We start from the raw sequence: 25,654 nt of genomic DNA on the forward strand, positions 1-25,654 counted from the left end.
TCTGGAACTAGATCTTGCGGAACACCAATGTGCCGTTCGTCCCGCCAAAACCGAAGTTGTTGTTCATGGCCACATCAATCTTCATGTCACGCGCGGTATTGGCGCAGTAGTCCAGGTCGCATTCCGGATCTTGCTCAAAGATGTTGATAGTCGGAGGTGAAACCTGGTGATGCAGTGCAAGCACAGAGATAATGGATTCCACGCCACCTGCTCCACCCAGTAGATGTCCAATCATGGACTTGGTCGAATTAACCACCAGATCGTAAGCGTGATCGCCAAAGGCGGCCTTGATCGCATCCGTTTCATTTTTATCCCCCAGCGGCGTCGATGTACCGTGTGCATTGATGTATTGAACTTCTGCGGGAGATATTTTCGCGTCGCGCAGCGCATTGACCATGCTGCGTTTTGGCCCATCCATGTTCGGAGCCATAATGTGGTAGGCGTCCGAACTCATACCGTATCCGGTCAGTTCAGCGTAGATTTTCGCCCCACGAGCCTTGGCATGTTCGTACTCTTCGAGAACCAGCACCCCTGCGCCTTCTCCCAGCACAAAACCATCTCTGCCTTTATCCCATGGCCGACTTGCCGTTGCAGGATCGTCATTGCGTGTGGATAGTGCCCGCGAAGCTGAAAATCCGCCAATCGCCAGATTCGAAACGGTTGATTCAGCTCCACCCGCCAGCATCGCATCAGCGTCACCGTATTGAATCATGCGCATGGCTTCACCAATACTGTGAGTCCCGGTAGAACATGCCGACACGACGGCCATGTTTGGACCTTGCAGGCCATATCGTATGGAAAGGTTCCCGGATACCATGTTGATAATGGTGCCGGCAATGAAAAAAGGCGAAATCTTGTGAGCACCGCCAGCGCGGAAAATATCCTCGGTTTCCTCGATAGAGGGTAATCCTCCGATTCCAGAACCAACACAAACTCCGATTCGATCCGCGTTTCCCTCATTGATCTCCAGGCCGGAATCCTTGAAAGCTTCGATACCCGCGGCCATACCGAGATGCACGAAACGATCCATACGGCGCGCATCTTTAGCCGGAATAAACTGGGTCGCATCGAAGTCCTTGACCTCGCCTGCAATCTGGCAGGCAAACGCCGAGGCGTCAAACTTGGTGATACGTCCGATGCCGGATTTACCGGCGACAATGTTCTTCCACGTTTCAGCCACTCCGACACCCACTGGTGTAACTGCCCCGAGGCCGGTCACAACGACTCTGCGTTTAGTCAAACTGGACTCCGATACTCAAAAAAAACAATAGATTACTTGGAATTGGCGTTCACATAGTTCAGAGCTTCCTGAACGGTCGTGATCTTTTCGGCATCTTCATCAGGGATCTCAACACCGAATTCTTCTTCCAGCGCCATCACCAGCTCAACCGTATCCAGAGAGTCTGCGCCCAAATCATTCACGAAGGAGGACTCGTTCTTGACTTCGGACTCGTTTACGCCCAATTGTTCTGCGACGATTTTCTTGACACGTTGTTCGTTGTTGGACATTGCATTACTCCCTTAAAGTTAAAGTACAAAAAGCGCGTGCATTCTACCAAACTTGCACCAAATTCAAAACTACCCTATTCCATATACATGCCGCCATTGACGTGCAGGGTCACCCCGGTGATATAGGCTGCGCCCGGTCCGGCCAGAAAGGCTACCGCAGCCGCAATATCCGCAGGCAAGCCCAACCTTTTCAGGGGGACATTTTCAATCAGTTTTGCACGCTGTTCTTCGCCCAGCGCCAATGTCATGTCTGTATCGATGAAGCCCGGAGCGACGCAGTTGACCGTGATATTGCGGCTACCGATCTCTTGTGCCAGGGATTTCGAGAATCCGGCCATGCCTGCCTTGGACGCGGCATAATTGGCCTGCCCCGGATTGCCCATGCTGCCGACCACGGAGGAAATGTTGATGATGCGCCCCGATCTGGCCTTCATCATGCCGCGCAATACGGCGCGGGAAAGACGGAAAACCGATTTCAGGTTGGTCGCCAGCACATCGTCCCATTCCTCGTCGGTCATGCGTGCAAGCAAATTGTCCTTGGTGATACCGGCGTTATTGACGAGGATTGCGATCTCACCGAATTGCGCGCGGATTGTTGCCAGCGTCTGCTCGACCTGCGCCGGATCATTGACGTTGAGTGCCAGTCCCTGTCCCTTTATGCCGCTTTGGGCCAGATAATCACTGATGGCTTGCGCACCTTTTTCAGTGGTTGCAGTGCCAATGACAACCGCACCCTGCTTGCCGAGCTCAAGCGCGATGGCCTGACCAATACCGCGCGATGCGCCAGTAACCAGAGCAGTTTTCCCTTGTATTGTCATGCTGTTTCCTCTTATGCCAGCAAAGTCAGTGCCGCCTTAAGCGACTGGCCATCATTGATGGCCAACGCCTGTTGCGTCGAATCGATGCGTTTGTTCAAACCGGCCAACACCTTGCCAGGCGCGCATTCGACGTTATGCGTGATGCCCTGGCTGCCAAAGTAGCGTACGGTCTCGACCCAGCGCACTGGAGAAAACAGCTGCCGCACCAGCGCATCCTTGATCGCTGCTGCATCATGATGCGCAGCAACATCGGCGTTATGAACCACCGGAATGGAAGGAGACTGGAACGCGACGCTCTCCAGATAGGCGCGCAACTTTTCGGCGGCGCCCTGAAGCAGACTGCAATGGGAAGGGACGCTCATCGGCAGCATCAACGCGCGTTTTGCGCCCTTCTCCTTGGCAATTGCCATGCCGCGCTCTACCGCCGCACGGTCGCCTGCGATGACCACCTGTCCGGGCGAATTGAAATTTACCGCTTCAAGCACCTGCCCCTGCGCACCTTCGGCACACACGGCGCGCACGACCTCGTCATCCAGGCCGAGGATGGCAGCGATGCCCCCTTTCCCCTCTGGAACGGCTTGCTGCATGCATTGCGCGCGGTATCGAACCAGCGGGAGCGCATCGGCAAATTTCAAGGCACCTGCAGCCACCAGTGCCGTGTACTCGCCCAGACTGTGTCCTGCCATGATTGCCGGTTGCGCACCCTGTTGCGACTGCCATGCACGATAGACTGCGATCCCCGCGGTCAGCATCAACGGCTGTGTGTTCACCGTGGCGTTCAAGTCGGCATCATCGCCTGTGGCGACCAGTTGCCACAAGTCCTGTTGCAACACATCCGATGCTTCGCTGAATGTGTCGCGCACGACAGAATACTCGGCATACCCGTCCATCATGCCTCTGGATTGGGAGCCTTGTCCGGGGAAAACAAATGCAAATCGCGTCATGTCGGAACCTACCAGTTAATAAGTGCTGCGCCCCAGGTAAAACCACCCCCAATGGCTTCGATCAATATTTTCTGCCCGGACCTGATCCGCCCGTCGCGAACGGCGGCATCCAAGGCGAGCGGAATCGATGCGGCGGATGTATTGCCATGTGATGCCACCGTAACGACAACACGATCCATATCCAAGCCAAGCTTTTTTGCAGTGGCCTCGATGATGCGTATGTTGGCTTGATGTGGAACCAGCCAGTCAATATCACTTCCAGACAGCTTTTGCTCAAGAAGTAATTCATCAACAACATTTGATAACGCATTGACTGCAAACTTAAAAACAGCTTTCCCATTCATTTCTACTTTTGGATCTGCTTTCAGTACAGCACGGTACGAGCCATCAGAATGCAGTTTCGCCGCAACGATCCCGGGCTGTTCGGAAGCACGCAACACCACGGCTCCCGCCCCATCCCCAAACAGCACGCATGTCGTGCGATCTTGCCAGTCAAGCATGCGTGAAAGCACTTCCGTACCCACCACCAACGCCGTGCGCGCCTGCCCACTCTTGATATACAGATCTGCCGTATTCAAGGCAAAGATGAAGCCCCCGCAAACCGCCTGAATATCAAAAGCGGCAGAGCCGTTTTTAATGCCGAGCTTGTCCTGCAGAATACAGGCCGTGCTGGGAAAATTCATGTCCGGTGAAGTGGTGGCGACAATAATCAGATCGATATCATCGGCACTCATGCCGGCAGCCTCGATCGCCTTGATGCTGGCATTGAACGCCAGGTCACTCGCCATCTCGCTATCCGCTGCGATATGCCTCTCCTCAATCCCGCTACGGGAAACGATCCAGTCGTGGGAAGTTTCAACGATCTTTTCGAGATCGTAATTGGTCAGTACTTTTTGAGGCAGATAGCTTCCAGTGCCGACGATGCGAGAATGAATCAAGAGACCCCCACTAGTTTGATTGGCGTGCGCGATGCCATTTTTCAACCCGCTCACTGATCTGAGACAGCATCCCACCGCGCGCCTCTTCCGCCGCACGTTCGATCGCACACTGGAAAGCAAAAATATCGGCCGAACCGTGGCTTTTTACCACAATACCCTTCAACCCGAGAAAGCTGGCGCCATTGTAGCGTCGATGATCCAGTCTTTTCTTGAACGCCAAAAGTACGGGCAAGGCGAACAGAGCGGCGATTTTAGTCGCCCAATTGCGACTAAATCCTTCCCGCAGAAAACCGCCCATCATTTTTGTCACGCCCTCGGCGGTTTTGAGCGCCACGTTCCCGATAAAGCCATCGCAGACAACCACATCGGTGACCCCCCTAAAAATGTCATTTCCTTCGACGTTGCCATAAAAGTTCAAATCACTGTTTTGCAGTAGCTCGATGGCACGTTTAACAACTTCGTTTCCTTTGATGGCTTCACTGCCAATATTGAGCAGACCGATACTCGGATTTTCCCTGTGCTCGATTGCCGACACCAAAGCATCGCCCATGATGGCGAACTGCAGCAAATGCTCGGCGGAACAGTCAACATTGGCCCCCAAGTCCAACATGCAGACCTGACCATCTTTAGTGGGCAAAAAAGAGGCGATTGCAGGACGCTCGATACCCGGAATCGTTTTAAGGACATAGCGGGCAGTGGCCATCAATGCCCCTGTGTTGCCCGCACTCACGCAAGCGGAAGCGCTCCCATCCTTAACCAGATTGATCGCAACCCGCATCGAGGAATCCTTCTTCCCGCGCAAGGCCAACTGGGGCTGCTCATCCATTGCGACCACCTGTGTCGCAGGGTGAATAATCAGACGGGGATGATCCGTGGTCATTCCGGTGGCCCGCAGCGCCTCCATAATTTTATCGGTCAAACCAACCAAAATTACTTTGTCGGACGGATACTTCTGCAAATAGGAAATGACTGCCGGTACAGTGACGCACACTCCGTGGTCTCCGCCCATGGCATCGATGGCTATTGTTACATCCACTGGATGCTCCTTAAAAATGACAGACACACGACAGGCCGCGACCAGCCCTGATCTAGGAAGCAGCCTTAAATTTTGACAAGGGGTTTACTCACCCTTGGTGTTGACCACTTTCTTGCCACGGTAGTAACCGCTGGGGCTGATGTGGTGACGCAGATGCGGTTCGCCCGTGGACGGCTCGACCGCCAGTGCCGGACCGGTCAGAAAGTCGTGCGCGCGATGCATGCCACGCTTGGAGGGGGACTTCTTGTTTTGCTGAACTGCCATGGTAACTCCTCAAAAAATCGATTAATGCTTCTTGATTCTATTTGCCAGCACCGCAAACGGGCTGGCGGACTGATTTAATGCATTCTCCGGCACAAGACATTTTCCAGCCGGATGTCTGGGGGCATAAGGCATGCCCAGCAACAGCTCATCCTCAACCAGGGACAACACATCAATGCGTGTCGATGTCTCGATGCACTCCGTCTCGTCTTCCATATCGACCGCATCGATTTCCCCGGGCGGCGCCAAGCGCAAAGATGAAGCCATTGCAACCGGGAACAGCAACTCGCCCAGACAGCGCTGGCATCGCAAACGGCATTCACCGCCAAGCTCGACGTCCAGCATCAGATGGCTGTCTTTCGCGTAACCGCGCAGAAGGAACGCGATTTCTCCACGCTCATTCGCCAACAGCTCTTTCAGCCGGGGCAACGCATCCAACGGCAAATTTCCGCGCAACTCCCTGCCATTCAGGGCAAAGTCCACGCCATCGATCAAAGGCCGTGCAAACATGAGGCGCGCATGATATATATTCGCGCCCCCTCTGTCAAAGCCGTGCAGCAAGGAATATCTTGAATAGCAAACCCATTGTTCTGGCGTCCACCTCCCTGTACCGGAGACAACTCCTTGCCACGCTGCAGATGCCCTTCGTGACTGCCAACCCCGAAGTCGATGAGACCCCCCTTGCGGGTGAAGACGCGCGACAAACCTCGTTGCGCCTGGCTGAAATGAAGGCACGTGCCGTTTCCTGCCGTTTTCCTGCCGCGTTGATCATTGGTTCAGACCAGGTTGCACTTCTGAATGGCGTGCAGCTCGGCAAACCCTTGACGCACGAAAACGCCGTGCGCCAGTTACAGGCCATGCGCGGCAATACCGTTATCTTCCATACCGCATTGAGTCTGCTTGATGCATCAACTGGCGAAGCCCAGACAGAGGTTATCGAAACCCGGGTGAAGTTTCGACCGTTGAGCGATGAACAAATACAGCGTTATCTGCTCAAGGAGCAACCGTATCACTGTGCCGGAAGTGCGAAATCAGAAGGCTTGGGCATCGCATTGATCGAACGAATCGAGGGGAACGACCCGAACGCATTGATCGGACTGCCTTTAATCTCACTGATAGACATGCTAAAAAAACAAGGTATTAGCGTTATATGACCCTGGGCATCTGAATTTTGCTGTTGCGATGAATTGTGCATTCTGATATTAAAGCGCGCTTGAAAAATCAAGCCATTCTTGGAGACCCCCTCATGCCCGTGCAAGTAAACAAAACTACCGCCCCGTACAAAGAAAAAAAGGGCGAGGCCTACATGAATTCGAAACAGCTGGCTCATTTTCGAGCGATCCTGTCCGGAATCAAGGCGAGTCTGGGGCAGGACATCGACCGCACCGTGCATACCATGCAAGACGAGGCCACTGTATTCGCCGACCCCAATGACCGCGCAACTCAAGAATCAGACATGAGTCTGGAATTACGCAATCGCGACCGTGAACGAAAGCTCATCAAAAATATCGACAAGATGCTGGCGCGGATCGATGCCAACGATTACGGTTATTGCGACAACTGTGGCGTAGAGATCGGATTGAGCCGACTCGAAGCTCGTCCGACTGCTACCTTGTGCATCGACTGCAAGACCCTGGACGAGATCCGCGAAAAGCAAGTGGCCAAATAGCATTGGGCGGCTTGCTTCCAGTGCTGGCCGGCATCCGCGTAGCGCGTTTGGGCGCGCATCCTTAGAATAGCGCGCCCCTATCGGGCGGGCTCGATCAGAGTCCACTCAATTGTTTGATATGCGCAGCCGCACTTCTCCCCAGCGCATGCAATTCATACCCCCCTCCAGTGCCGAAACAATGCGTCCTTTTGCTGGGCTGCCAGGACTATATCGAGCTGAATCCGGTGCGCGCAAATATGGTGGCGCATCCGGCCGAGTATCACGGGGCGAGGTCTGTCCCTGGTTCTACGTTCATCCGTATCGGCGCAGCCGTAGAAGTGCGGTACAATGTTCGGATAGATTTATCGTTAATAACCAAGGAGACTTGCAATGAGCATGAATCGTAGAACCTTCCTCACCGGCGCTGCCGCAGCAGCGGTCGTTGCCAGTATCGGAAAGGCCGGTGCGGCCGAGCACGCGACCGACGGGCTGCCCGCACAGAATCTTTTCTACACCAAGGAGAACCCGGGCCGCTGGGAGAAGAAGGCCGGCACCCATGTGCCGCACATCGAGATTGTTGACGGCAATGTCAAGTTGAGCACACCGCATCCGATGTCGGAGGAGCACTTCATCGTGCGCCATACCCTGTTGCTGGCCGACGGTACCGTGGTGGGCGCAAAGACCTTTACGCCGAAGGACAGCCCGATCTCTGAATATGCGCTGCCCGACGGCTACAAAGGCAAGGTGTTCGGTACCAGCTTCTGCAACCAGCATGATTTCTGGCTGGTCGAAGCGAAGGTCTGATCTTTCGTGCATCGTGAAGAAGGCGCGCCTGCGGGCGCGCCTTTTTTGTTTGCGAGCGACGCAACAGGTTGACTCATTTCGCAGTAATGGGTGTCCCCGGTTTACCGCCGCTCACCTCGCCTCCTCACGCTTCTGCAACACTCGCCACATTCCCCAAGCCAATAAGCCCAGCAATAACCCACCCAGCCACAGCGGCCAGTACACCGGCTTGTTCCATGCCCGGCGTGCCTGATCCCGTTGTGCCGCATCCACGCGCCAGTATTTGAGTTTGTTGTTGGCCATGATGTTGGGCTTGACGTTGTTTACCCAGCTGTGTTGCAACACGTAATTCTTCGGGTGGTAGCCCCACAGCCAGGGCGAATCGCGGCGCAGGATTTCCAGCATGGCGTCAATGATGGCCTGGCGTGCCGGGCTGTTCTCCATGTTCTTCATCTGTTCGAACAGGCGGTCGAATTCCGGATTGCGATAGTTACTGGCGTTTTCGCCGCCGAACTTCACCTTGCCCTGCGCCCCGTGCAGCAGAAACAGGAAATTTTCCGGGTCGGGATAATCGGCGTTCCAGCCGTAGTAGAACATCTGGGTGTCGCCGCGCCGCACTTTATCCTGGAAGCGGTTGTAGTCGGTGCTGCGCACGTCGAGCTGCACGCCAAGCTTGTCGAACTGTTTGCGCAGCCAGTCGAGGCGCGATTTGTTGCCGACGCCGCTGGCGGTCGTGTCGAGGTGGATCACCAGCGGCTGTTTCGTCTGCGCGTCCACGCCATTGGGATAGCCCGCCTCGGCCAGCAGGCGTTGCGCCTCGGCGACCGGCTTGCGCTTCGCCTCGCCGTTGACGCAGTCGTACACATAGCGGTTGACGCCTTCACAACCGGCACGATAACCGAAGATGCCGGGCGGGATGGGCGACTGTGCGCTGATGCCGCGTCCATTGGCGAAGATGGAGATGAATTCTTCGAAGTCCACCGCGATGGCGATGGCCTGCCTTAATTTTTGTGCACGTTCCGGATTGCATGATTGCTTTTCACGGTCGCCCCCTCTCCCCCCGGGGGAGGGTTGGGGTGGGGGAACGCTCGCCAAACCGACACAATTCCCGCCGACGACCGGGTCCAGCCAGTTGAAACCGGTGTACATCGTGGAAGTGGCGACCGCAGTGGAGAGCGTGATGCCCTGTGCTTTCATTTCATCGCTCACATTCGCTTCGCCGCCGACGCTGACTTGCACCGCCTGGTCGAAGCTGTCGGAACTGATGCCGGAGGCGTCGTAATAGCCTTGCAGGAATTTGTTCCAGTACGGGATGGTTTCCTTTTCCAGCGAGAACACGATTTGTTCGATGAGCGGCAGCGGCTGGCCCGCGTCGCGCAGCCACCCCGCTCCGGCATCCCCCGCTTCGCCCTCGCCCGGATAAGTCTCGCTGTCGTAATAGGGATTCCTCGTCAGTACCATGCGCCGGTTGGGATCGTTCTCGGAGAGGTAATAGGGGCCGCTGCCGACCGGCCACCAGTCCAGCGTGAGGTTGCGCTCCTTCATGCCGGGCTGGGCGTAGAAACGCTCCACCTCGGGCGGCATGGGCGCGAAAAACGGCATCGCCAGCCAGTAGGCGAACTGCGGATATTTGCCGTGAATGGTGATGCGGTAGGTGGTGTCGTCCACCACCTCGACACCGCGCAACGGCTGGGCATCGAGGTCGAGAAAGGCCTCCGGCTGCGCCGTGTTCGCCGCCTGCAATGCCGCCGCATACTCCTTCAGCCCGACGATGTACTCCATCATCACCCCGGCGATGGGGGTATGCAGTTGCGGATGCACCAGGCGCTTGATCTGGTGCGCATAGTCCGCAGCCGTAACGAGGCGAGTGCCCGTCGCCGCGAAATCGGAGAGGGCATGGATGCCGTCCAGGTCTCGTTCCGTCAGGTGGAGATTTCCCGTCCCGAAAGCCGGATGCGGCTGGTAGCGCATGTTCGGCTTGATGCGGATTTCATACACGCTGTAGGCGATGCGCTGCGGCGAGGCCGTGGCGGGCAAGGGACGCCGGTCCTTGCCCAAATAACGGACGGCGGGCATCTCGCGCGCCGCCAGCGGCACCAGCTGGTAGGGGCGCTTCAGGTAGTGGTATTGCAAGGGCGGCGCGTAGATGTTGGCGAGGAATTCATACTCGTTCTCGCTATACGCCTGTGCCGGGTCGAGGTGTTTGGGGCGCTCGGTGAACGCGGTGTAGAGGATGTCCCGGCCCTCGTCCGCCGCCGGATAGGGGTTGTTCCACAGCGCGCCATCGCAGGCGGCGAGCAGCAGACAAAACAGCGCAGGAAACAGGGATTTCATGGCGCGGGAGTTTAGCCGAAAGCCCGCGCTTCGCGGTAATATTGCCCGACTTGCAATTACGGGACAGCGACGATGAACCAGGACTGGCAGGATTTTTTGACCACGCAGGGCGCGCGCCTCGCGGAGGGCACGGTGCAGGATTTCGGCGATGCCGCCGCAGAACGCGCGGCGACGCAGGAAGGTACGGTGCTGTGCGATCTGTCGCACTTCGGCCTGCTGCGCGTCAGCGGCGAGGAGGCGGAATCCTTCTTGCAGAATCTGTTGAGCAACGACATCCGCGAAGTGACGGCCGGCCACGCCCAGCTTTCCAGCTTCAACACCGCCAAGGGACGGATGTTGGCGAGCCTGTTGATCTGGCGTGAAGCTGAAGATTATTTGTTGCAATTGCCGCACGCACTGGCAGAACCGATGCGCAAGAAGCTTTCGATGTACGTGCTGCGCGCCAAGGTGAAAGTCGCCAATGTGAGCGCGGAAAAAGTGTGTCTCGGCGTTGCCGGCAAAGCGGCGCTGCAACAATTGCAACCGCATTTTGCGGCACTGCCGCAGCAACCCTGGGAAGCGGCACACACTGACGATGCGGTGATCATCTGTCGCGGCGCAGCACGTTTCCAGATCGCGACCACGGCCGCACGCGCGCAGACCTTGTGGCTGGCGTTGCGGGCCTCGGCGACACCCGCCGGGGCGAACTGCTGGGACTGGCTCGACATCCGTGCCGGCATTCCTTTCATTCTGCCCGCGACGCAGGAAGCCTTCGTGCCGCAGATAGTGAATTTCGAGGTGATCGGCGGGGTGAATTTCAAGAAGGGCTGCTATCCGGGACAGGAGGTAGTGGCACGCATGCACTACCTCGGCAAACCGAAGCGGCGCATGTATCTGGCGCGCGTGATGTGCGACGAAGCGCCGCTGGCGGGCGATGAGCTGTTCAGCGCGGCGCAACCGGAGCAGGCTTGCGGCAAGGTGGTGCAGGCTGCGCGCGCCGCGCATGGCGGTTTCGAACTGCTGGCCGTGGTGCAGACCGAAGTCGTGGCGGATTTTCCCGTCCATCTGCGCGCAATCACCGGCGCGCGACTCGAATTTGAAGCCCTGCCCTACGCCCTGCCGTGAATCTGCCCGCCCTTCTGATCGACAGCGACTGGCTCTGGCTGGCCAATCTGGTCTTTGTCTATGCGCTGTTCCGCGCCCTGCGCAGCGCGCCCTGGCGCGCGATATTGAATAACCGCCAGATGGTGAACGCGCTGGTCGGGCTCACCATCGGCGCATTCATCTTCTGGCAGTTCAACGCAGGCATCCGTCCCGGCTTCAACTTCCATGTGCTGGGGGCAACCCTGTTCGTGCTGTTGTTCGGTTGGCAAGTCGCGACCGCGATGATCTCGCTGGTGATGGTCGCCACCTGGTTCAGGATGGACCTGGACTGGGTTGCACTCGGCCTCAACGGCTTGCTGATGATCGCCATCCCGGTGTTGTTCAGCGAATGGCTGCTGCGTTTCAGCCAGCGGAATCTGCCCAAAAATCTGTTCTTGTTCGTGCTGTGGAACGGTTTCGTCTGCGCCGGACTAGCCATCCTGTTGAACGTGGTGGCCACCACGCTGCTGTTGCTGGCGTTGAGCCATTATTCCTGGGGCGAGATCCAGCGCCACTACCTGATCGCCGCACCGATCATCCTGCTGACCGAGGCGTTCATGACCGGCATGCTGATCACCGCCTTTACCGTGTTCCAGCCGGAGGCGGTGCTTAATTTCAACGACCAGGAATATCTTGACGGGAAGTAGAGGGGGGATTGTGTGGGTCGGGTTTTAACCCGACAGGTTGTGCGGATCGGGTTTGAGCGTGTGCTGTCGTGGCTATAGCCCCTCTTACCCCCGAGGGGGCAAGAACCTCTTCGAGGCAGCCACGGTCTGCCCCTTGCGAGTGCAACCCGACAAGGGTTGAATTTATCCTATTTCTGTCGGACTAAAGTCCGACCTACAGTCCGACCCACAAACCCCTCTTCAGCGCGGCTTGAGCGCCAGCGTCATCTTGATGTGCGGCAGGCCCGCATCCATGAATTCCTTGCCCTGCCTGATAAAGCCGAAGTTCTCGTAGAACGGCACCGCGTGGGTCTGGGCATCGACATCGACTATTTTATAACCGCGCGAACGCGCCTCGTTCAGCAACGACTCCATGATCGCCGTGCCGACTTTCTGCTTGCGCCATGGTGGCATCACACAGATGCGCCCGATATGGCCGTTGGGCAGGATGCGCCCGCAGCCGACCGCTTCGCCCGACAGGCCCAGCGCCAGCGCGTGGCGGCAGGTCGCGTCGAATTCATCCCACTCCAGTTCCGCAGGCACGCCCTGCTCGCGAATGAATACGGCTTCGCGAATGGCGCGCAGCATCGGTTCGCCGTCGTGCCAGCACACCAGACTGACCGTGAAGGGATTACTCATTTGCAGCCCCCTTTCTCAAAGTGCCATCAAGCGATGATCTGGACCTCGGTACCCGTGGCAACGCGATCGAATAAATTCAGCAGGTCGGCATTGCGCATCCGGATGCAGCCGCGCGAACCCGGCTTGCCAAGTTCGGTCCCGTCCGGCGTGCCGTGGATGTAAATGTAGCGCCGCATGGTATCGCAATTGCCGCCCCGGTTATAGCCCGGCTCGGTGCCGCACAACCAGAGAATGCGCGTCAGGATCCAGTCGCGTCCGGGATATTGCGCGCCCAGTTGCGGCGTGTAGATTTCGCCGGTCGGACGCCGCCGCACGAACACCGTGTTCGGCGCCTGCCCGGCACCGATCTTGGCGCGGATGACATGCCGGCCGCGCGGCGTGCAAAAACTGTCGCTCTCCTCGCCCACCCCGTTAGCGCCGGTGGAAACCGGATAGCGCTGCAACAGAGTGCCGCCGTCATCGAACAGCGTCAGTGTCTGGCTTGGAATGTGGATGACGATTTTCATTGCATCTTCTGTTGCGCGCGCCGTGCGGCGAAAAAACCGCTCAACAGCCTGCCGCAAGCGTCGGCCAGTACCCCGCCCTCGATGCGCGCGTGGTGATTGAGACTGATCTTGGCCCCTTCTCCTCCCGGAGGCGGATTGGGGTGGGGGAAATCGCCGAACAGGTTGAACACGCTGCCGGCCGCGCCGGTCTTGGGTTCCTTTGCGCCGTACACCACCCGCGCGATGCGCGCATGAAACATCGCGCCAACGCACATGATGCACGGTTCCAAGGTGACAAACAGTTCGCACCCGACCAGGCGGTAATTGCCGAGATGCCGCGCCGCATCGCGCATGGCCATCATCTCGGCGTGAGCCGTCGGGTCGTGCCGCGAAATCGGCGCATTGAAACCGCGCCCGACGATCTCGCCCGCCTTCACCACCACCGCACCCACCGGCACCTCGCCGGCCTCGGCAGCCAGTCGCGCCTGTTCTAGCGCGGCGCGCATATAATCTTCGTCGTTCATCGGGGGATGCCGTTCCGGCCAAAATCAATGGGACAGATTATACGGCCCGCAACGATTCCTGCCGACACGTTACAATTCGCTCACAACGATTCCAGATGCTGAACATGTCCCATAACTCGCTCACCCAACACCTCCTCGCCAATGTCCGCACCGCACTCGACGAGGACATCGGCAGCGGCGATCTGACCGCGCAATTGATCCCCGAACACGCGGCGGCACACGCCTCCGTCATCACGCGCGAGGACATGGTGCTGTGCGGCACGCTCTGGTTCGAAGAATGTTTCAAAGCGCTGGACCCGGACTGCAATATCGTCTGGCAAGTACAGGAAGGCAAACCGGCGCACGCCGGCCAGACGCTGTGTTCCCTCGACGGCAATGCGCGTGCCTTGCTGTCCGCCGAGCGCCCGGCGCTGAACTTCCTGCAAACCCTGTCCGCCACGGCAACCCTCACGCACCGCTACGTCGAGGCCGTGGCAGGAACCAGGGCAAAGATCATGGATACGCGCAAGACCCTGCCCGGTCTGCGCATGGCGCAGAAGTATGCGGTAACGGTCGGCGGCGGGCACAACCAGCGCCTTGCGCTTTTTGACGGTGTCCTGATCAAGGAAAACCATATCACCGCAGCGGGCGGCATCAGCGAGGTGATGGAACTCGCTTTCCGCCTCACGCCGCCGCATATACCGATCCAGATCGAAGTGGAAAACAGGGCGCAACTCGACGAGGCGCTGCTTGCGGGCGCAAAACTCGTCCTGCTGGACAACTTCTCGCTCGAAGACATGAAGCGTGCCGTGGAACATGCCGCAGGCCGCGCCGAACTGGAAGCCTCCGGTGGCATCACGCTGGACAACGTGAACCTCGTCGCCGCCACCGGCGTGGATCGCATCTCCATCGGCGCGCTGACGAAAGATGTGCAGGCGATCGATCTGTCGATGCGCGTGCGATTACCCTGAATCGTCATTCCGGCGAAAGCCGGAATCCAGCCGAAATAACACGCCCGCGAAGCGGACAAACGCTGCTGTGTCGGCTTCGCCATTTTTTATAGCTGGATTTCCGCCTGCGCGGAAATGACGTGCAGAGAGCTTGAATTCCTGGCGGCCACCCACATTTTGGTGGTTGCCAATCAATCAAGGAGCGATCATGTCCGACCCGAAACACATCGTCTGCCCGCATTGCGATGCGGTGAACCGCGTCCCCGCCGAAAAGCTGGATGCCCACCCCACCTGCGGCAAATGCAAGCAGCCGCTGTTCGACGCTCATCCAGTCGAGCTCACCGAAGCCAACTTCATGCGCCATATCGGCACCAGCGACATCCCGGTGCTGGTGGATTTCTGGGCCCCCTGGTGCGGCCCCTGCAAGATGATGGCCCCCGCCTATGCCCAGGCCACGCAACAACTGGAACCGCAGATGCGCGTGGTCAAGCTGGACACCGAACAGGCGCAGAACCTCGCCGCCCAATTCAACATCCGCAGCATCCCGACGCTGGCCTTGTTCAAGGGCGGACGCGAAGTGGCACGGCAGGCGGGGGCGATGGATGCACAGGGAATTGTCAACTGGGCGAACACCAACAACTGAAGGACGGCGATATGAAACGACTACTGATACTCTCCGCGCTGTTGCTGACCGCGTGCGCCAATCCTGCGCGCAACCTGTATGAAGGCATCAAGCAAAGCAACGATGCGAAGCGCACCCCGATGGAGCGGGCGACCCAACCCACACCGGATTACGACGCCTATCGCAAATCTCTGGAAAACGCCGACACGAAGTAAAAACGGGAAGCCACCCGGCTTCCCGTTCCTGAACTTGCAACCCGTGTATGTCGGACTGAAGTCCGACCCACAAACCCCCGCTGCTCCCTGTGGGTCGGGTTTCAACCCGACAAGTGATTGAATTTATCCTGCCCTGTCGGACTGAAGTCCGACCCACAAACCCCCGCTGTGCTTTGTGGGTCGGGTTTGAGCGTGTGCTGTCGGGGCTTTAGCCCCATACAGCCACGGCCTACCCCTTGCGGGTGCAACCCGACAAGTGATTGAATTTATCCTGCCCTGTCGGACTGAAGTCCGACCCACAGTCCGGCCCACTGGCTCAAAGCTTCAGGAAATTGTCGCGGTAATGCTTCATTTCCGCGATGGATTCGTAGATGTCGGCCAGCGCTTCGTGCTTGCCGTGCTTCTTGATGCCGTTCGCTACTTCGGGCTTCCAGCGCCGCGCCAGTTCCTTGAGGGTGCTGACGTCGAGGTTGCGGTAGTGGAAATAGTCTTCCAGTTGCGGCATCCAGCGCGCGAGGAAGCGCCGGTCCTGGCAGATGGAATTGCCGCACATCGGCGAGGTCTTGGCCGGCACGTGCTGCTTGAGAAATTCCAGCATCTGCGCCTGCACGACCGATTCGTCCAGCACCGAAGCCTTGACCCGGTCGATGAGGCCGGATTTGCCGTGGGTGGATTTGTTCCAGTTGTCCATGCCGTCGAGCACGCTGTCGGGCTGGTGCACCACCAGCACCGGCGCCTCTTCCACGATCTCGAGGTTGCCGTCGGTGACGACCAGCGCCACTTCGATGATGCGGTCCGTATCGGGCGACAACCCCGTCATCTCCATGTCTATCCAGATAAGGTTGTTCTGGTTTTGTGCCATAATTCGCCGCGCTTTTTCCAATGAATGAGGTGCGCATTGTGGCACAGCGCGCCCGCTTCCAGCCAGCCAAAATATGACCCCAGATACTTTCAGCCTTGTGTTCGTGCTTGTCCTGCTGACCAACGTCGCGGTCAAGCTGTGGCTGGCGCGGCGGCAGTTGCGCCATGTCGCGGCACACCGCGCCGAGGTGCCCGCCGCCTTCCGCGAACAAATCGGCATCGCCGCCCATCACAAGGCCGCCGATTACACTTCGACGCTGACCCGCTTCGGCATGCTGACCGTGCTGTTCGACGCCGCGCTGCTGCTGGTTTTCACCCTCGGCGGCGGCATCCAGTGGCTGCACCAGACGACCTCGGGTTTCGTCGCCCATCCCCTGCTGCAGGGCGCGGCGCTGATCGCCGCCGTGCTGCTGGCGCAATCGCTGCTGGAGATGCCATTCGATCTGTACCGCACGTTCAACATCGAGGCTCGCTACGGCTTCAACAAGATGACGCTGCGCCTGTATTTCATGGATGCGCTGAAGGCGTTATTGCTGGGCGTGGTGATTGGTCTGCCCTTGCTCCTTGCCGTGCTGTGGTTGATGGGCGAGATGGGCGACGCGTGGTGGGTGTACGTATGGGGCGTGTGGGTGGCGTTCAACCTGTTGCTGCTGTATCTGTATCCGACGTTCATCGCGCCGCTGTTCAACCAGTTCGAGCCGCTCCGGGACGAGGCGCAGAAATCCCGGATCGAGGCACTGCTCGCGCGTTGCGGGTTTGCCGCCAGCGGTTTGTTCGTGATGGACGGGAGCCGCCGTAGCGCGCACGGCAACGCCTATTTCACCGGCTTCGGCAAAACCAAACGCATCGTGTTCTTCGACACGCTGCTGCATCGTCTCGCGCCGGCGGAGATTGACGCCGTGCTGGCGCACGAACTGGGACACTTCAAGCGGCATCACGTGTTGCAACGCATCGCGCTGACCTTTGCCATCAGCCTCGGCTTCCTGTGGCTGCTGGCGCAATTGCTGCATGCCCCCTGGTTCTATCAGGGGCTGGGCGTGCAAGCGCAAACGACGTCAACCGCACTGCTGCTGTTCTTCCTGGCGCTGCCGGTGTTCACTTTTCTGCTGCACCCGCTCGCCTCCGCCTGGTCGCGCAAGCACGAATTCGAAGCCGATGCTTACGCCGCGCAACAGACTGATGCCCGGGAGCTGGTCAGCGCGTTGGTCAAGCTGTATCAGGACAACGCCAAGACGCTGACCCCCGATCCGTTATACGCTACGTTCTACGAATCGCATCCGCCCGCGCCGGTGCGCATCGCCCACCTGCAACAAACAGGAGAATCAAAATGAAAAATTATTTCTTCATGCTGTTCCTGGCCACCGGCACTATTGCAAACGCCGCCCCATTTACCGACGGGAATAGCGAAAATGGCAAGCGGCTGTTTGCCCAATACGAATGCAGCAGTTGCCACGAAGGCAAGATGGGCGGCGACGGCAGCGCCATTTTCACCCGTCCGGATCACAAAGTGCGCAGCGCTGCCGACCTGATTCCGCAGATCAAGTTCTGCTCCGGCATGGTGGGCGCACATCTCACTCCACAGGAAGAACAGGACTTGGCCGCGCACCTGAACCAGACCTACTATCATTTCAAGTGAGAGCGCCATGACACACCTGCACGACCTGGCAACAACACACTGCAAACCCTGCGCGGCAGGCACGCCCGCGCTGACCGACGACGAATCGCGCGCGCTGCTCGAACAGCTTGAAGGCTGGGCATTAAACGACCAACGAATCAGCAAGACCTTCCAGTTCAAGAATTATTACCAGACCATCGCCTTCGTCAACGCGCTGGCGTGGATGACGCACCGCGAAGACCATCACCCCGAACTCGCGGTCGGCTACAACACCTGCCGCGTGGAATATTCCACCCACAGCGTCGGCGGTTTGTCCGCGAACGATTTCATCTGCGCCGCCAAAGTGGACGCGCTGTTCAAACCTTGAGCAACGCGCTGCAAGGACGCGTCATCGCCGCCTTCGGCCGCCACTATCTGGCCGAATTGCCGAATGGGGAAATCCTCGAATGCGTGCCGCGCGGCAAGAAAAGCGAGGTGGCGTGTGGCGACACCCTTGAGATCTCCCGCACCGGCACCGGTCAGGGCGTGATCGACCGCATCGCGCCGCGCACCAGCCTGCTCTACCGCTCCGACGCCTGGAAACAGAAGATCATCGCCGCCAACGTCACGCAACTCATCATCGTCGTCGCCAGCGAGCCTTCGTTCAACGACGAACTGCTGGCGCGCTGCCTGCTCGCCGCCCACGACCAGAAGCTGGAAATCCTGATCGTGCTGAACAAGAGCGACCTGCCACAAGTCGTCGCGGCCCGCGCACAACTCGCGCCATATACGAAGATTGGTTATCACGTGCTGGAGTTGTCGGCAAAACAGGATGTCGCCCCGCTGCTGCCCTATCTGCAAGGACACGCCAGCGTGCTGGTCGGACAATCCGGCATGGGCAAGTCCACCCTGGTCAACGCGCTGATTCCCGCGGCGCTGGCCGCCACCCGCGAAATATCCACCGTGCTAGATTCCGGCAAACACACCACCACCCACGCAAGGCTGTATCACCTCAACCCGGACAGCGACCTGATCGACTGTCCCGGCGTGCAACTGTTCGGCTTGCACCACCTGGATTTTGCCGCGCTGGAAAGAAACTTCCCCGAATTCCGCCCCTATCTCGGCCAATGCCGCTTCGCCAATTGCAGCCATTCGCACGAACCGGACTGCGCGATCCTGACCGCCGCCGAACAAGGCAAAATAGATCGCAGGAGACTGGCGCTGTTTCAGCAGATCAGCGCGGCATAACACACACTGCCCATTCCACAAGGCTTGCACCAAGCCAACGCAACCCACAAAATGAAAACCCGACGGGTTCCCCCGTCGGGTTTTCGGATACAGATTCAGCCTTTCGGCTTTATCTTTATTGTAGCAACGGCTCTCACCCCGGATAAGCTACGTGGCGAATCATAAGGGAGAAGAAGAATGACAAGCAAGCATAAAAATCTCGGCCCCCTCACTTTCGGCCTGGATATCGGCATCGCCTCGGTTGGCTGGTGTGTGCTCAATGAAACCCGCATCGTCGATCTAGGGGTGCGCTGTTTCGACAAGGCCGAGACCGCGAAAGAAGGAGAATCGCTTAACCTCGCTCGACGCACTGCGCGCCTGTTGCGCCGCCGTCTGCGCCGCCGAGCATGGCGGCTGACCAAGCTGGCGAGGCTGCTGAAGCGCGAAGGCCTGATTGCCGATGCCAACCTGTTCAAAAAACAGCAGCCTTACACGCAATCGTTGTGGCAACTGCGCGTCGAGGCGCTTGATCGCCGACTGAATAACGAAGAATGGACGCGCGTCATCTACCACCTGTGCAAGCATCGCGGCTTTCACTGGATTAGCCGTGCCGAAGAAAAAGCGGCGGAAAACGACAACGAAGGCGGCAGGGTCAAGAATGGGCTGGCTGGCACCAAGAAACTGATGCAGGAGAAGAGCTACCGCAGCGCCGCCGAGATGGTGCTGGCCGAATTCCCCGACGCGCAACGCAACAAACAGGGCGACTACAGCAAGGCGCTCTCCCGCGTATTGCTCAACGATGAATTTGCGCTGCTGTTCAAGCGCCAACGCGAGTTGGGCAACCCGCACACCAGCGCCGAACTGCAAACCGCCATCCTCGGCAACGGAGACAGGAAAAGCGGGCTGTTCTGGGCGCAGAAGCCGCCGCTGTCAGGCAAGGACTTGCTGAAAATGCTGGGCCACTGCACTTTCGAGAAAGGCGAATACCGCGCGCCCAAAGCCAGCTTCACCGCAGAGCGCCATGTCTGGCTCACCCGGCTCAACAATCTGCGCATCATGGTGAACGGCACGACCCGGCCATTGAATGAAGCGGAGCGCCGCATCGCCTTGCCGCTGCCGTACCAGCAGGCGGGCGATCTGACCTACAAGCAACTGCGCAATGCGCTGGTCAAGGCAGGATGCCTGCCCGAGACGTTCCGCTATACCGGCCTGCCCTACCCCAGCGGAGCAAAAGCCGAAGAAAAAGCCAAAGACCCGGAAACCGACAAGCTCATCAAACTCCCTGCCTGGCATGAACTACGCAAGACGCTCAAGGACAAGGGTCTGGAAGCCGAGTGGCAGAAGATTTCCACCGAAGCGCTGGAAGGCAGGCCGCAACTGCTCGACCAGATCGCGTGGGCGCTTACCGTGTACAAGGAGGACGTGGAGGTCGCACGCGAACTCGGCAAGCTCGATCTGCCGAACAAGGATGAGCTGGTGGATACCCTGCTCGACATCCGCTTCGACAAGTTCAGCAACCTCTCGCTCAAGGCGCTTTACGCCATCCTGCCGCAGATGGAAGCCGGGCTACGCTATGACGAAGCCTGCGTGAAAGCGGGCTATCACCACAGCCAGTTGCACAAGGTGGGCGCGGGTGAACACAAATACCTGCCGCCTTTTTATTCGGGGCGCGACAAAGATGGGCGCATGGTCTTCAACGATGACATGGACATCCCACGCAATCCCGTGGTGCTACGCGCGCTGAATCAAGCGCGCAAAGTGGTGAATGCCATCATCAAGGAATATGGCTCACCGCATGAAGTCCATATCGAGATGGCGCGGGATTTATCGCGCCCACTCGACGAGCGGCGTGAAGTGGAAAAGCTGCAAAAAGAATTCCGCGATAACAATGAAAAACACAAAGCCGAGTTTGCCAGCACCTTCAATATCGTTGGCGCAGTCAAAGGCAAAGAGTTCGAGAAGTACCAGCTTTACCGTGAACAACAGGGCAAGTGTGCCTACTCCATCGAACCGATAGACCTGCATCGTTTGTTTGAGAACGGTTATGTCGAGATTGACCATGCGCTGCCTTATTCGCGCAGCTTCGACGACAGCAAGAACAACCGCGTGCTGGTATTCGCCAAGGAAAACCGCGACAAAGGCAATCGCACCCCGTTCGAATATCTGGGCGGCAAAGACGATAGCCAACGCTGGCGGCAATTCGTGGGCTTCGTTGAATCCAACAAAGCCTATCGCCTTGCAAAACGAACCCGTTTATTGCGCAAAGACTTCGGCGAAAAGGAAGCGAAAGAATTCCGCGAGCGCAATCTCAACGACACGCGCTACATCTGTCGCTTCTTCAAAAATTACGTTGAACAGTATCTGCAACTGCATGAGGACAGCGAAGCCAAGCGTTGTGTCGTGATCAGTGGCCAGCTCACCGCCTTCCTGCGCGCCCGCTGGGGATTGATCAAGGTGCGCGGGGACAGCGACCGCCACCACGCACTGGATGCCGCCGTGGTGGCGGCGTGCAGTCACGGCATGGTCAAGCGCCTATCGGACTATTCGCGCCGCAAGGAACTGGAACAGGTGCGCGAAGGCTTCGTGGACATGGAGACGGGTGAGATCATCAATCCCGCCATGTTCGACCGGCTGGAACAGCACTTTCCCAAACCGTGGGAGCATTTCCGCAACGAACTCGAAGCGCGCCTGAAAATCGACGACCCCGCGTTGCTGCGCGAAGAGGTGGCACGCCTCGGCACCTATCCGCCGGAGGCATTGGCAGCCGTGAAGCCGCTATTCGTCTCGCGTGCGCCGCAACGGCGCAACAGTGGCGCGGCGCACAAGGAAACCATCTACGCGCAACCGGAAAGCCTCAAGGCGCAAGGCGGCGTAACACAAAAGGTCGCCGTCACCGACCTCAAGCCAGCCGACGTGGATAAATTGATCGACCCGCACCGCAATGAAAAACTTTACGCCGCGCTGCGCGACTGGGTTGCCAGACGGGAGGAGCGGGAAAAACGCACCAAGGAAATCGAGAAAACCGCGAAGACAGCCAAGCGCGCACTGACCGCGGACGAGCAGGCCAAAATCGAACGACTGCGTGCGCTGCCACGCAAACCGGACAAAGACGGCAACCCGACCGGCCCCATCGTACGCACCGTGACGATGGTCATCGACAAACTCTCCGGCATCCCGATACGCGGAGGCATCGCCAAGAACGACACCATGGTGCGGGTGGATGTATTCACCAAAGCGGGCAAGTTTCATCTTGTGCCTGTGTATGTACATCATGCTGTGGCAAGAGAGCTGCCGAATCGGGCGATTGTGGCTTTTAAAGATGAAGATGAATGGACACTCATTGACGACAGTTTTGAATTCTGCTTCTCGCTGTATTCAAATGACTTTGTTCGCGTAAAACTGAAAAAAGAGACCCGTGAAGGTTATTACGCTAGCACTCATCGAGGAACGGGATGTATCAACCTCTGGGCGCATGACCGCAATCTCAGCGTTGGCAAAGATGGAAGCATTGAAGGCATCGGTGTTAAAACCGCATTGAGCATCGAAAAATTCAACGTCGATGTCCTTGGCAACCGTTACCCCGCCCCGCCAGAGCAACGTCGTGACTTGGCGTAGCGTCGTCATCTCGCGCCCAGCCAAACTGCGGCGCGAGCAATTTCGCCTTGCCATTGAGCAAGCGCAAACCGCCTTCGTGCCATTTGAGGACATCGCGGTGATCGTGCTCAATCACCGCGAGATCACGCTCACCCACCCGGTGCTTTCCGCGTGCGGCGAATATGGCATCAGCCTGTTTGCCACGGGCGACACGCATCACCCCAGCGGCGTGTTCATCCCCTTCCTGTCGCATTCCCGCGCCACGCGCTGGCTGCGATTGCAACTCGACCTGCCGCGTCCAGTAGCGAAACAAACCTGGGCAACTATCGTGCGCCAGAAGATTGCCAACCAATCTGCTTGCCTGAAACTATTGGGGCGCGAAGGCGGGGACAGGATGGACTCCTACGCGCGGCGCGTGCGCTCTGGTGATGTCAACAACGTCGAAGGTCAGGCCTCTTTCTTTTACTTCACGCAATTGTTTGGCAAGGATTTTCGCCGCGATCAGGCGCGCTTCGCCAATGCTGCGCTGGATTACGGCTATGCGGTGTTGCGCGGCACGATTGCGCGCGGACTGGTGGCGCATGGACTGATGCCTTCCATCGGATTATTCCACGCCAGCGAACAGAATGCCTTCAACCTGGCGGATGATGTGATTGAGCCCTTCCGCCCGCTGGTGGATTTGTTCGTCCACAAGATGGTACCGCCACTGGATGATGAATTGCGCCCGGAAGACAAAGCGGCTTTGGTCGGCATCCTCAATGTGGATATGGGCATGCCGCGCGGCAAGATGTCCGTTCTTTCCGCCATCGAGCAAATGATCGAAAGCCTCGCCCGCATCATTGATGGCGGCAGCGAAACGCTGCTCGAACAGCCCACCCTCATCGGATTGGAGCAGCACCGATTGGAGTGCTGAACCATGAGCACGGAGACCCGGCGATTCATGCGCTTGCTTGTCTTCTTCGATCTACCCGTTGTCACCAAGGCAGAGCGCCGCGCCTATACCGTGTTTCGCCGCTTCCTCATCAACGATGGTTACGACATGATCCAGTTCTCGGTCTATGGCCGCATCCTGAACGGTAACGATGCGTTGGAGAAACACTACAAACGGCTAATAGATAACCTGCCACCGGAAGGTTCGGTGCGCTGCCTCTCTGTCACTGAAAAGCAATTCGCCAGCATGAAACTGCTGGTCGGCCTGCCGCTTTTTCAGGAAAAAGCCCTCAAGACCAACCAACTGCTTCTGTTCTGAATCATTTTTTGAAAGCAGAATGCCCGCCCAGCCTAGGCTGGGCGGGCATTTGCTTCGGGTCTATCGTAGCTCATCCGGGGTGAGAGAGGGAGCTACAACCGGCGCTCCCGCCGCCTTGCGCCTGCACGCATCGTAGCTCATCCGGGGTGAGAGAGGGAGCTACAACGAAATGACCAAGATGGTGACGACCGGAAAAATCGTAGCTCATCCGGGGTGAGAGAGGGAGCTACAACCCCTTGCGACATCAGCCCTCATAAAAAAAAATCGTAGCTCATCCGGGGTGAGAGAGGGAGCTACAACCGGCTGGGTCAGGTCGCTCCACGTCTTGACATCGTAGCTCATCCGGGGTGAGAGAGGGAGCTACAACAGCGCTTACGGCGCCTTGGGCGGCACGTTGATCGTAGCTCATCCGGGGTGAGAGAGGGAGCTACAACCGGGTACTATCTTTACCGTTCAGCCCGACAATCGTAGCTCATCCGGGGTGAGAGAGGGAGCTACAACCTGTCTATGAAATACCTGTTTATACTTTTGATCGTAGCTCATCCGGGGTGAGAGAGGGAGCTACAACGTCGCTTCCGGCATATCCCAATCTTGTTTAATCGTAGCTCATCCGGGGTGAGAGAGGGAGCTACAACAGGCCAACACCACGCTTGACGACACACTTGATCGTAGCTCATCCGGGGTGAGAGAGGGAGCTACAACGTATCCTTATCTTTGCATTTCGCTTTCGACATCGTAGCTCATCCGGGGTGAGAGAGGGAGCTACAACGCCGCGCCGAATACCGAGCCAAGGAAACTTATCGTAGCTCATCCGGGGTGAGAGAGGGAGCTACAACAGCACTGCCTCGGTCCCGGAACGGACCTTGATCGTAGCTCATCCGGGGTGAGAGAGGGAGCTACAACGACACTTTGAAGAAGGAAACTGCGACCATGATCGTAGCTCATCCGGGGTGAGAGAGGGAGCTACAACCGCTTCGAACCCGCATGGGAAAGTGCCAGGATCGTAGCTCATCCGGGGTGAGAGAGGGAGCTACAACCAAGACTCAGTGGCTTCCCAAGGGCGTGTGATCGTAGCTCATCCGGGGTGAGAGAGGGAGCTACAACCAGGGGCATACAGCCCTGCCGACACTTACGATCGTAGCTCATCCGGGGTGAGAGAGGGAGCTACAACTCGGATGGACATCGTTTCGATGCGGCTTGTATCGTAGCTCATCCGGGGTGAGAGAGGGAGCTACAACGTTTCTGGCGCAGGGGTCATCATCGTTGGTATCGTAGCTCATCCGGGGTGAGAGAGGGAGCTACAACCCCCGGCACGCGGTTGTGCGCGTGCCATACATCGTAGCTCATCCGGGGTGAGAGAGGGAGCTACAACTCGGACGTGCCCAGTACAACGAACGCAGTAATCGTAGCTCATCCGGGGTGAGAGAGGGAGCTACAACGCTTGGGGATGATGCCCGCAAGGGGCATCCCCCAAGCGTCGCGCTACCGCGCGGTTTTGCAAGAATGTCTACTCTGTTCTTTAGGATGGAGAATGAAATCAAAAAGGTGAATCGCTCCGGGTTTTGAGGAGGCTCCTAATCTTGAGAGAATGGAGCCCTTATGGACAAGAAACCCACCCCGAAGTATTCCCCCGAAGTTCGCGAGCGCGCCGTGCGCA

The 25,654-nt window shown here is 58.1% G+C and carries 28 protein-coding genes and 1 CRISPR repeat array; of the genes, 15 read left to right on the plus strand and 13 right to left on the minus strand.

The annotated features are described in order from the left end of the window. Window positions 1-7: 7 nt before the first annotated feature. The 8 genes from fabF to ACKTSJ_RS06545 all read right to left on the minus strand — a co-directional run bounded on the left by fabF (window position 8) and on the right by ACKTSJ_RS06545 (window position 6,016). Entirely contained in the window at window positions 8-1,240 is a 1,233-nt protein-coding gene (fabF, locus tag ACKTSJ_RS06510) for a beta-ketoacyl-ACP synthase II (RefSeq protein ID WP_407898555.1), read from the minus strand. Window positions 1,241-1,272: 32 nt separating this feature from the next. After that, window positions 1,273-1,509 (minus strand): acyl carrier protein, encoded by a 237-nt coding sequence (acpP, locus tag ACKTSJ_RS06515; protein ID WP_407898557.1) that lies wholly within the window; start codon window positions 1,507-1,509, stop codon window positions 1,273-1,275. 74 nt (window positions 1,510-1,583) lie between these two features. Further along, on the minus strand, window positions 1,584-2,327 hold the full coding sequence (gene fabG, locus ACKTSJ_RS06520; RefSeq protein WP_407898559.1) for a 3-oxoacyl-ACP reductase FabG: 744 nt from the start codon (window positions 2,325-2,327) through the stop codon (window positions 1,584-1,586). 11 nt (window positions 2,328-2,338) lie between these two features. Next, window positions 2,339-3,271 carry an ACP S-malonyltransferase gene (fabD, locus tag ACKTSJ_RS06525; protein ID WP_407898560.1) on the minus strand — a complete coding sequence of 311 codons (933 nt, stop codon included), beginning with the start codon at window positions 3,269-3,271 and terminating at the stop codon, window positions 2,339-2,341. A gap of 8 nt (window positions 3,272-3,279) precedes the next feature. Then, a complete protein-coding gene (locus ACKTSJ_RS06530) occupies window positions 3,280-4,209 on the minus strand; it encodes a beta-ketoacyl-ACP synthase III (protein ID WP_407898606.1) in 930 nt (309 codons plus the stop codon). Window positions 4,210-4,219: 10 nt separating this feature from the next. After that, window positions 4,220-5,245, minus strand: coding sequence for a phosphate acyltransferase PlsX (gene plsX / locus ACKTSJ_RS06535; RefSeq protein WP_407898562.1), 1,026 nt, complete (start codon window positions 5,243-5,245; stop codon window positions 4,220-4,222). Between the two features lie 84 nt (window positions 5,246-5,329). Next, a complete protein-coding gene (gene rpmF / locus ACKTSJ_RS06540; RefSeq protein WP_407898564.1) occupies window positions 5,330-5,509 on the minus strand; it encodes a 50S ribosomal protein L32 in 180 nt (59 codons plus the stop codon). A gap of 21 nt (window positions 5,510-5,530) precedes the next feature. Beyond that, the gene (locus ACKTSJ_RS06545) at window positions 5,531-6,016 is read right to left on the minus strand and encodes a YceD family protein (protein ID WP_407898566.1); all 486 of its coding nucleotides are present in this window, start codon (window positions 6,014-6,016) and stop codon (window positions 5,531-5,533) included. 59 nt (window positions 6,017-6,075) lie between these two features. On the opposite strand from ACKTSJ_RS06545, the gene ACKTSJ_RS06550 reads away from it, so the two are divergent. The 3 genes from ACKTSJ_RS06550 to ACKTSJ_RS06560 all read left to right on the plus strand — a co-directional run bounded on the left by ACKTSJ_RS06550 (window position 6,076) and on the right by ACKTSJ_RS06560 (window position 7,958). Next, a complete protein-coding gene (locus tag ACKTSJ_RS06550; RefSeq protein WP_407898568.1) occupies window positions 6,076-6,660 on the plus strand; it encodes a Maf family protein in 585 nt (194 codons plus the stop codon). Window positions 6,661-6,752: 92 nt separating this feature from the next. Next, window positions 6,753-7,175 (plus strand): RNA polymerase-binding protein DksA, encoded by a 423-nt coding sequence (dksA, locus tag ACKTSJ_RS06555; protein ID WP_407898608.1) that lies wholly within the window; start codon window positions 6,753-6,755, stop codon window positions 7,173-7,175. A 375-nt stretch (window positions 7,176-7,550) separates the two neighbouring features. Continuing rightward, window positions 7,551-7,958 carry a desulfoferrodoxin family protein gene (locus tag ACKTSJ_RS06560; protein ID WP_407898570.1) on the plus strand — a complete coding sequence of 136 codons (408 nt, stop codon included), beginning with the start codon at window positions 7,551-7,553 and terminating at the stop codon, window positions 7,956-7,958. Window positions 7,959-8,069: 111 nt separating this feature from the next. On the opposite strand, the gene ACKTSJ_RS06565 is transcribed toward ACKTSJ_RS06560, so the two are convergent. Beyond that, window positions 8,070-10,271 (minus strand): ABC transporter substrate-binding protein, encoded by a 2,202-nt coding sequence (locus ACKTSJ_RS06565; RefSeq protein WP_407898572.1) that lies wholly within the window; start codon window positions 10,269-10,271, stop codon window positions 8,070-8,072. 72 nt (window positions 10,272-10,343) lie between these two features. Between ACKTSJ_RS06565 and ACKTSJ_RS06570 the strand changes: the two genes are divergently transcribed. Further along, window positions 10,344-11,375 carry a YgfZ/GcvT domain-containing protein gene (locus tag ACKTSJ_RS06570; protein WP_407898574.1) on the plus strand — a complete coding sequence of 344 codons (1,032 nt, stop codon included), beginning with the start codon at window positions 10,344-10,346 and terminating at the stop codon, window positions 11,373-11,375. Beyond that, the gene (locus ACKTSJ_RS06575; RefSeq protein WP_407898576.1) at window positions 11,372-12,040 is read left to right on the plus strand and encodes an energy-coupling factor ABC transporter permease; all 669 of its coding nucleotides are present in this window, start codon (window positions 11,372-11,374) and stop codon (window positions 12,038-12,040) included. Before ACKTSJ_RS06570 ends, ACKTSJ_RS06575 begins: the two co-directional genes overlap by 4 nt. 219 nt (window positions 12,041-12,259) lie before the next feature. On the opposite strand, the gene ACKTSJ_RS06580 is transcribed toward ACKTSJ_RS06575, so the two are convergent. The 3 genes from ACKTSJ_RS06580 to tadA are packed head-to-tail and all read right to left on the minus strand — an operon-like array spanning window position 12,260 to window position 13,706. Next, window positions 12,260-12,697, minus strand: a complete 438-nt coding sequence (locus ACKTSJ_RS06580) for a GNAT family N-acetyltransferase (protein WP_407898578.1) — start codon at window positions 12,695-12,697, stop codon at window positions 12,260-12,262. A gap of 26 nt (window positions 12,698-12,723) precedes the next feature. Then, window positions 12,724-13,203 carry a L,D-transpeptidase family protein gene (locus ACKTSJ_RS06585; protein WP_407898580.1) on the minus strand — a complete coding sequence of 160 codons (480 nt, stop codon included), beginning with the start codon at window positions 13,201-13,203 and terminating at the stop codon, window positions 12,724-12,726. Further along, window positions 13,200-13,706, minus strand: coding sequence for a tRNA adenosine(34) deaminase TadA (gene tadA / locus ACKTSJ_RS06590; protein WP_407898582.1), 507 nt, complete (start codon window positions 13,704-13,706; stop codon window positions 13,200-13,202). Before tadA ends, ACKTSJ_RS06585 begins: the two co-directional genes overlap by 4 nt. A gap of 104 nt (window positions 13,707-13,810) precedes the next feature. Here tadA and nadC point away from each other — a divergent pair, with 104 nt between their 5' ends. The 3 genes from nadC (at window position 13,811) to ACKTSJ_RS06605 (ending at window position 15,472) form a co-directional block, all read left to right on the plus strand. Beyond that, window positions 13,811-14,656: a carboxylating nicotinate-nucleotide diphosphorylase gene (gene nadC / locus ACKTSJ_RS06595; protein ID WP_407898610.1), complete on the plus strand. Its 846-nt coding sequence runs from the start codon at window positions 13,811-13,813 to the stop codon at window positions 14,654-14,656. Window positions 14,657-14,843: 187 nt separating this feature from the next. Further along, window positions 14,844-15,278, plus strand: a complete 435-nt coding sequence (gene trxC / locus ACKTSJ_RS06600; protein ID WP_407898584.1) for a thioredoxin TrxC — start codon at window positions 14,844-14,846, stop codon at window positions 15,276-15,278. Between the two features lie 11 nt (window positions 15,279-15,289). Continuing rightward, a complete protein-coding gene (locus ACKTSJ_RS06605) occupies window positions 15,290-15,472 on the plus strand; it encodes a hypothetical protein (protein ID WP_407898586.1) in 183 nt (60 codons plus the stop codon). Window positions 15,473-15,788: 316 nt separating this feature from the next. On the opposite strand, the gene orn is transcribed toward ACKTSJ_RS06605, so the two are convergent. Next, window positions 15,789-16,334, minus strand: a complete 546-nt coding sequence (gene orn, locus ACKTSJ_RS06610; protein ID WP_407898587.1) for an oligoribonuclease — start codon at window positions 16,332-16,334, stop codon at window positions 15,789-15,791. A gap of 73 nt (window positions 16,335-16,407) precedes the next feature. Here orn and ACKTSJ_RS06615 point away from each other — a divergent pair, with 73 nt between their 5' ends. The 7 genes from ACKTSJ_RS06615 to cas2 all read left to right on the plus strand — a co-directional run bounded on the left by ACKTSJ_RS06615 (window position 16,408) and on the right by cas2 (window position 23,997). Beyond that, entirely contained in the window at window positions 16,408-17,664 is a 1,257-nt protein-coding gene (locus ACKTSJ_RS06615; protein WP_407898589.1) for a M48 family metallopeptidase, read from the plus strand. Further along, window positions 17,661-17,969: a c-type cytochrome gene (locus tag ACKTSJ_RS06620; protein WP_407898590.1), complete on the plus strand. Its 309-nt coding sequence runs from the start codon at window positions 17,661-17,663 to the stop codon at window positions 17,967-17,969. The genes ACKTSJ_RS06615 and ACKTSJ_RS06620 overlap by 4 nt, the downstream gene beginning before the upstream one ends. A gap of 7 nt (window positions 17,970-17,976) precedes the next feature. Beyond that, on the plus strand, window positions 17,977-18,315 hold the full coding sequence (locus tag ACKTSJ_RS06625) for a 4a-hydroxytetrahydrobiopterin dehydratase (RefSeq protein ID WP_407898592.1): 339 nt from the start codon (window positions 17,977-17,979) through the stop codon (window positions 18,313-18,315). Beyond that, window positions 18,312-19,175: a ribosome small subunit-dependent GTPase A gene (gene rsgA, locus ACKTSJ_RS06630; RefSeq protein WP_407898594.1), complete on the plus strand. Its 864-nt coding sequence runs from the start codon at window positions 18,312-18,314 to the stop codon at window positions 19,173-19,175. The genes ACKTSJ_RS06625 and rsgA overlap by 4 nt, the downstream gene beginning before the upstream one ends. Before the next feature lie 177 nt (window positions 19,176-19,352). Continuing rightward, window positions 19,353-22,769, plus strand: coding sequence for a type II CRISPR RNA-guided endonuclease Cas9 (gene cas9 / locus ACKTSJ_RS06635; RefSeq protein ID WP_407898596.1), 3,417 nt, complete (start codon window positions 19,353-19,355; stop codon window positions 22,767-22,769). Then, window positions 22,756-23,661, plus strand: a complete 906-nt coding sequence (cas1, locus tag ACKTSJ_RS06640; protein WP_407898598.1) for a type II CRISPR-associated endonuclease Cas1 — start codon at window positions 22,756-22,758, stop codon at window positions 23,659-23,661. Before cas9 ends, cas1 begins: the two co-directional genes overlap by 14 nt. A 27-nt stretch (window positions 23,662-23,688) precedes the next feature. Beyond that, window positions 23,689-23,997 carry a CRISPR-associated endonuclease Cas2 gene (gene cas2, locus ACKTSJ_RS06645; RefSeq protein WP_407898600.1) on the plus strand — a complete coding sequence of 103 codons (309 nt, stop codon included), beginning with the start codon at window positions 23,689-23,691 and terminating at the stop codon, window positions 23,995-23,997. A gap of 62 nt (window positions 23,998-24,059) precedes the next feature. After that, window positions 24,060-25,436: a CRISPR direct-repeat array (repeat unit 37 nt; unit sequence ATCGTAGCTCATCCGGGGTGAGAGAGGGAGCTACAAC). Window positions 25,437-25,654 lie beyond the last annotated feature (218 nt).

This window comes from Ferrigenium sp. UT5 (assembly GCF_045866295.1).
Lineage (GTDB): Bacteria > Pseudomonadota > Gammaproteobacteria > Burkholderiales > Gallionellaceae > Sideroxyarcus.

Excerpts from the sequence above, each read along its gene's own strand:
- fabD (WP_407898560.1), bottom strand. The coding sequence starts at position 3,271 with ATGACGCGATTTGCATTTGTTTTCCCCGGACAAGGCTCCCAATCCAGA.
- ACKTSJ_RS06620 (WP_407898590.1), top strand. The coding sequence starts at position 17,661 with ATGAAAAATTATTTCTTCATGCTGTTCCTGGCCACCGGCACTATTGCA.
- orn (WP_407898587.1), bottom strand. The coding sequence starts at position 16,334 with ATGGCACAAAACCAGAACAACCTTATCTGGATAGACATGGAGATGACG.
- ACKTSJ_RS06570 (WP_407898574.1), top strand. The coding sequence starts at position 10,344 with ATGAACCAGGACTGGCAGGATTTTTTGACCACGCAGGGCGCGCGCCTC.
- ACKTSJ_RS06625 (WP_407898592.1), top strand. The coding sequence starts at position 17,977 with ATGACACACCTGCACGACCTGGCAACAACACACTGCAAACCCTGCGCG.
- ACKTSJ_RS06565 (WP_407898572.1), bottom strand. The coding sequence starts at position 10,271 with ATGAAATCCCTGTTTCCTGCGCTGTTTTGTCTGCTGCTCGCCGCCTGC.
- fabG (WP_407898559.1), bottom strand. The coding sequence starts at position 2,327 with ATGACAATACAAGGGAAAACTGCTCTGGTTACTGGCGCATCGCGCGGT.
- trxC (WP_407898584.1), top strand. The coding sequence starts at position 14,844 with ATGTCCGACCCGAAACACATCGTCTGCCCGCATTGCGATGCGGTGAAC.
- cas2 (WP_407898600.1), top strand. The coding sequence starts at position 23,689 with ATGCGCTTGCTTGTCTTCTTCGATCTACCCGTTGTCACCAAGGCAGAG.
- ACKTSJ_RS06615 (WP_407898589.1), top strand. The coding sequence starts at position 16,408 with ATGACCCCAGATACTTTCAGCCTTGTGTTCGTGCTTGTCCTGCTGACC.
- ACKTSJ_RS06585 (WP_407898580.1), bottom strand. The coding sequence starts at position 13,203 with ATGAAAATCGTCATCCACATTCCAAGCCAGACACTGACGCTGTTCGAT.
- dksA (WP_407898608.1), top strand. The coding sequence starts at position 6,753 with ATGCCCGTGCAAGTAAACAAAACTACCGCCCCGTACAAAGAAAAAAAG.
- ACKTSJ_RS06605 (WP_407898586.1), top strand. The coding sequence starts at position 15,290 with ATGAAACGACTACTGATACTCTCCGCGCTGTTGCTGACCGCGTGCGCC.
- ACKTSJ_RS06580 (WP_407898578.1), bottom strand. The coding sequence starts at position 12,697 with ATGAGTAATCCCTTCACGGTCAGTCTGGTGTGCTGGCACGACGGCGAA.
- nadC (WP_407898610.1), top strand. The coding sequence starts at position 13,811 with ATGTCCCATAACTCGCTCACCCAACACCTCCTCGCCAATGTCCGCACC.
- tadA (WP_407898582.1), bottom strand. The coding sequence starts at position 13,706 with ATGAACGACGAAGATTATATGCGCGCCGCGCTAGAACAGGCGCGACTG.
- cas9 (WP_407898596.1), top strand. The coding sequence starts at position 19,353 with ATGACAAGCAAGCATAAAAATCTCGGCCCCCTCACTTTCGGCCTGGAT.
- ACKTSJ_RS06560 (WP_407898570.1), top strand. The coding sequence starts at position 7,551 with ATGAATCGTAGAACCTTCCTCACCGGCGCTGCCGCAGCAGCGGTCGTT.
- ACKTSJ_RS06545 (WP_407898566.1), bottom strand. The coding sequence starts at position 6,016 with ATGTTTGCACGGCCTTTGATCGATGGCGTGGACTTTGCCCTGAATGGC.
- rpmF (WP_407898564.1), bottom strand. The coding sequence starts at position 5,509 with ATGGCAGTTCAGCAAAACAAGAAGTCCCCCTCCAAGCGTGGCATGCAT.
- acpP (WP_407898557.1), bottom strand. The coding sequence starts at position 1,509 with ATGTCCAACAACGAACAACGTGTCAAGAAAATCGTCGCAGAACAATTG.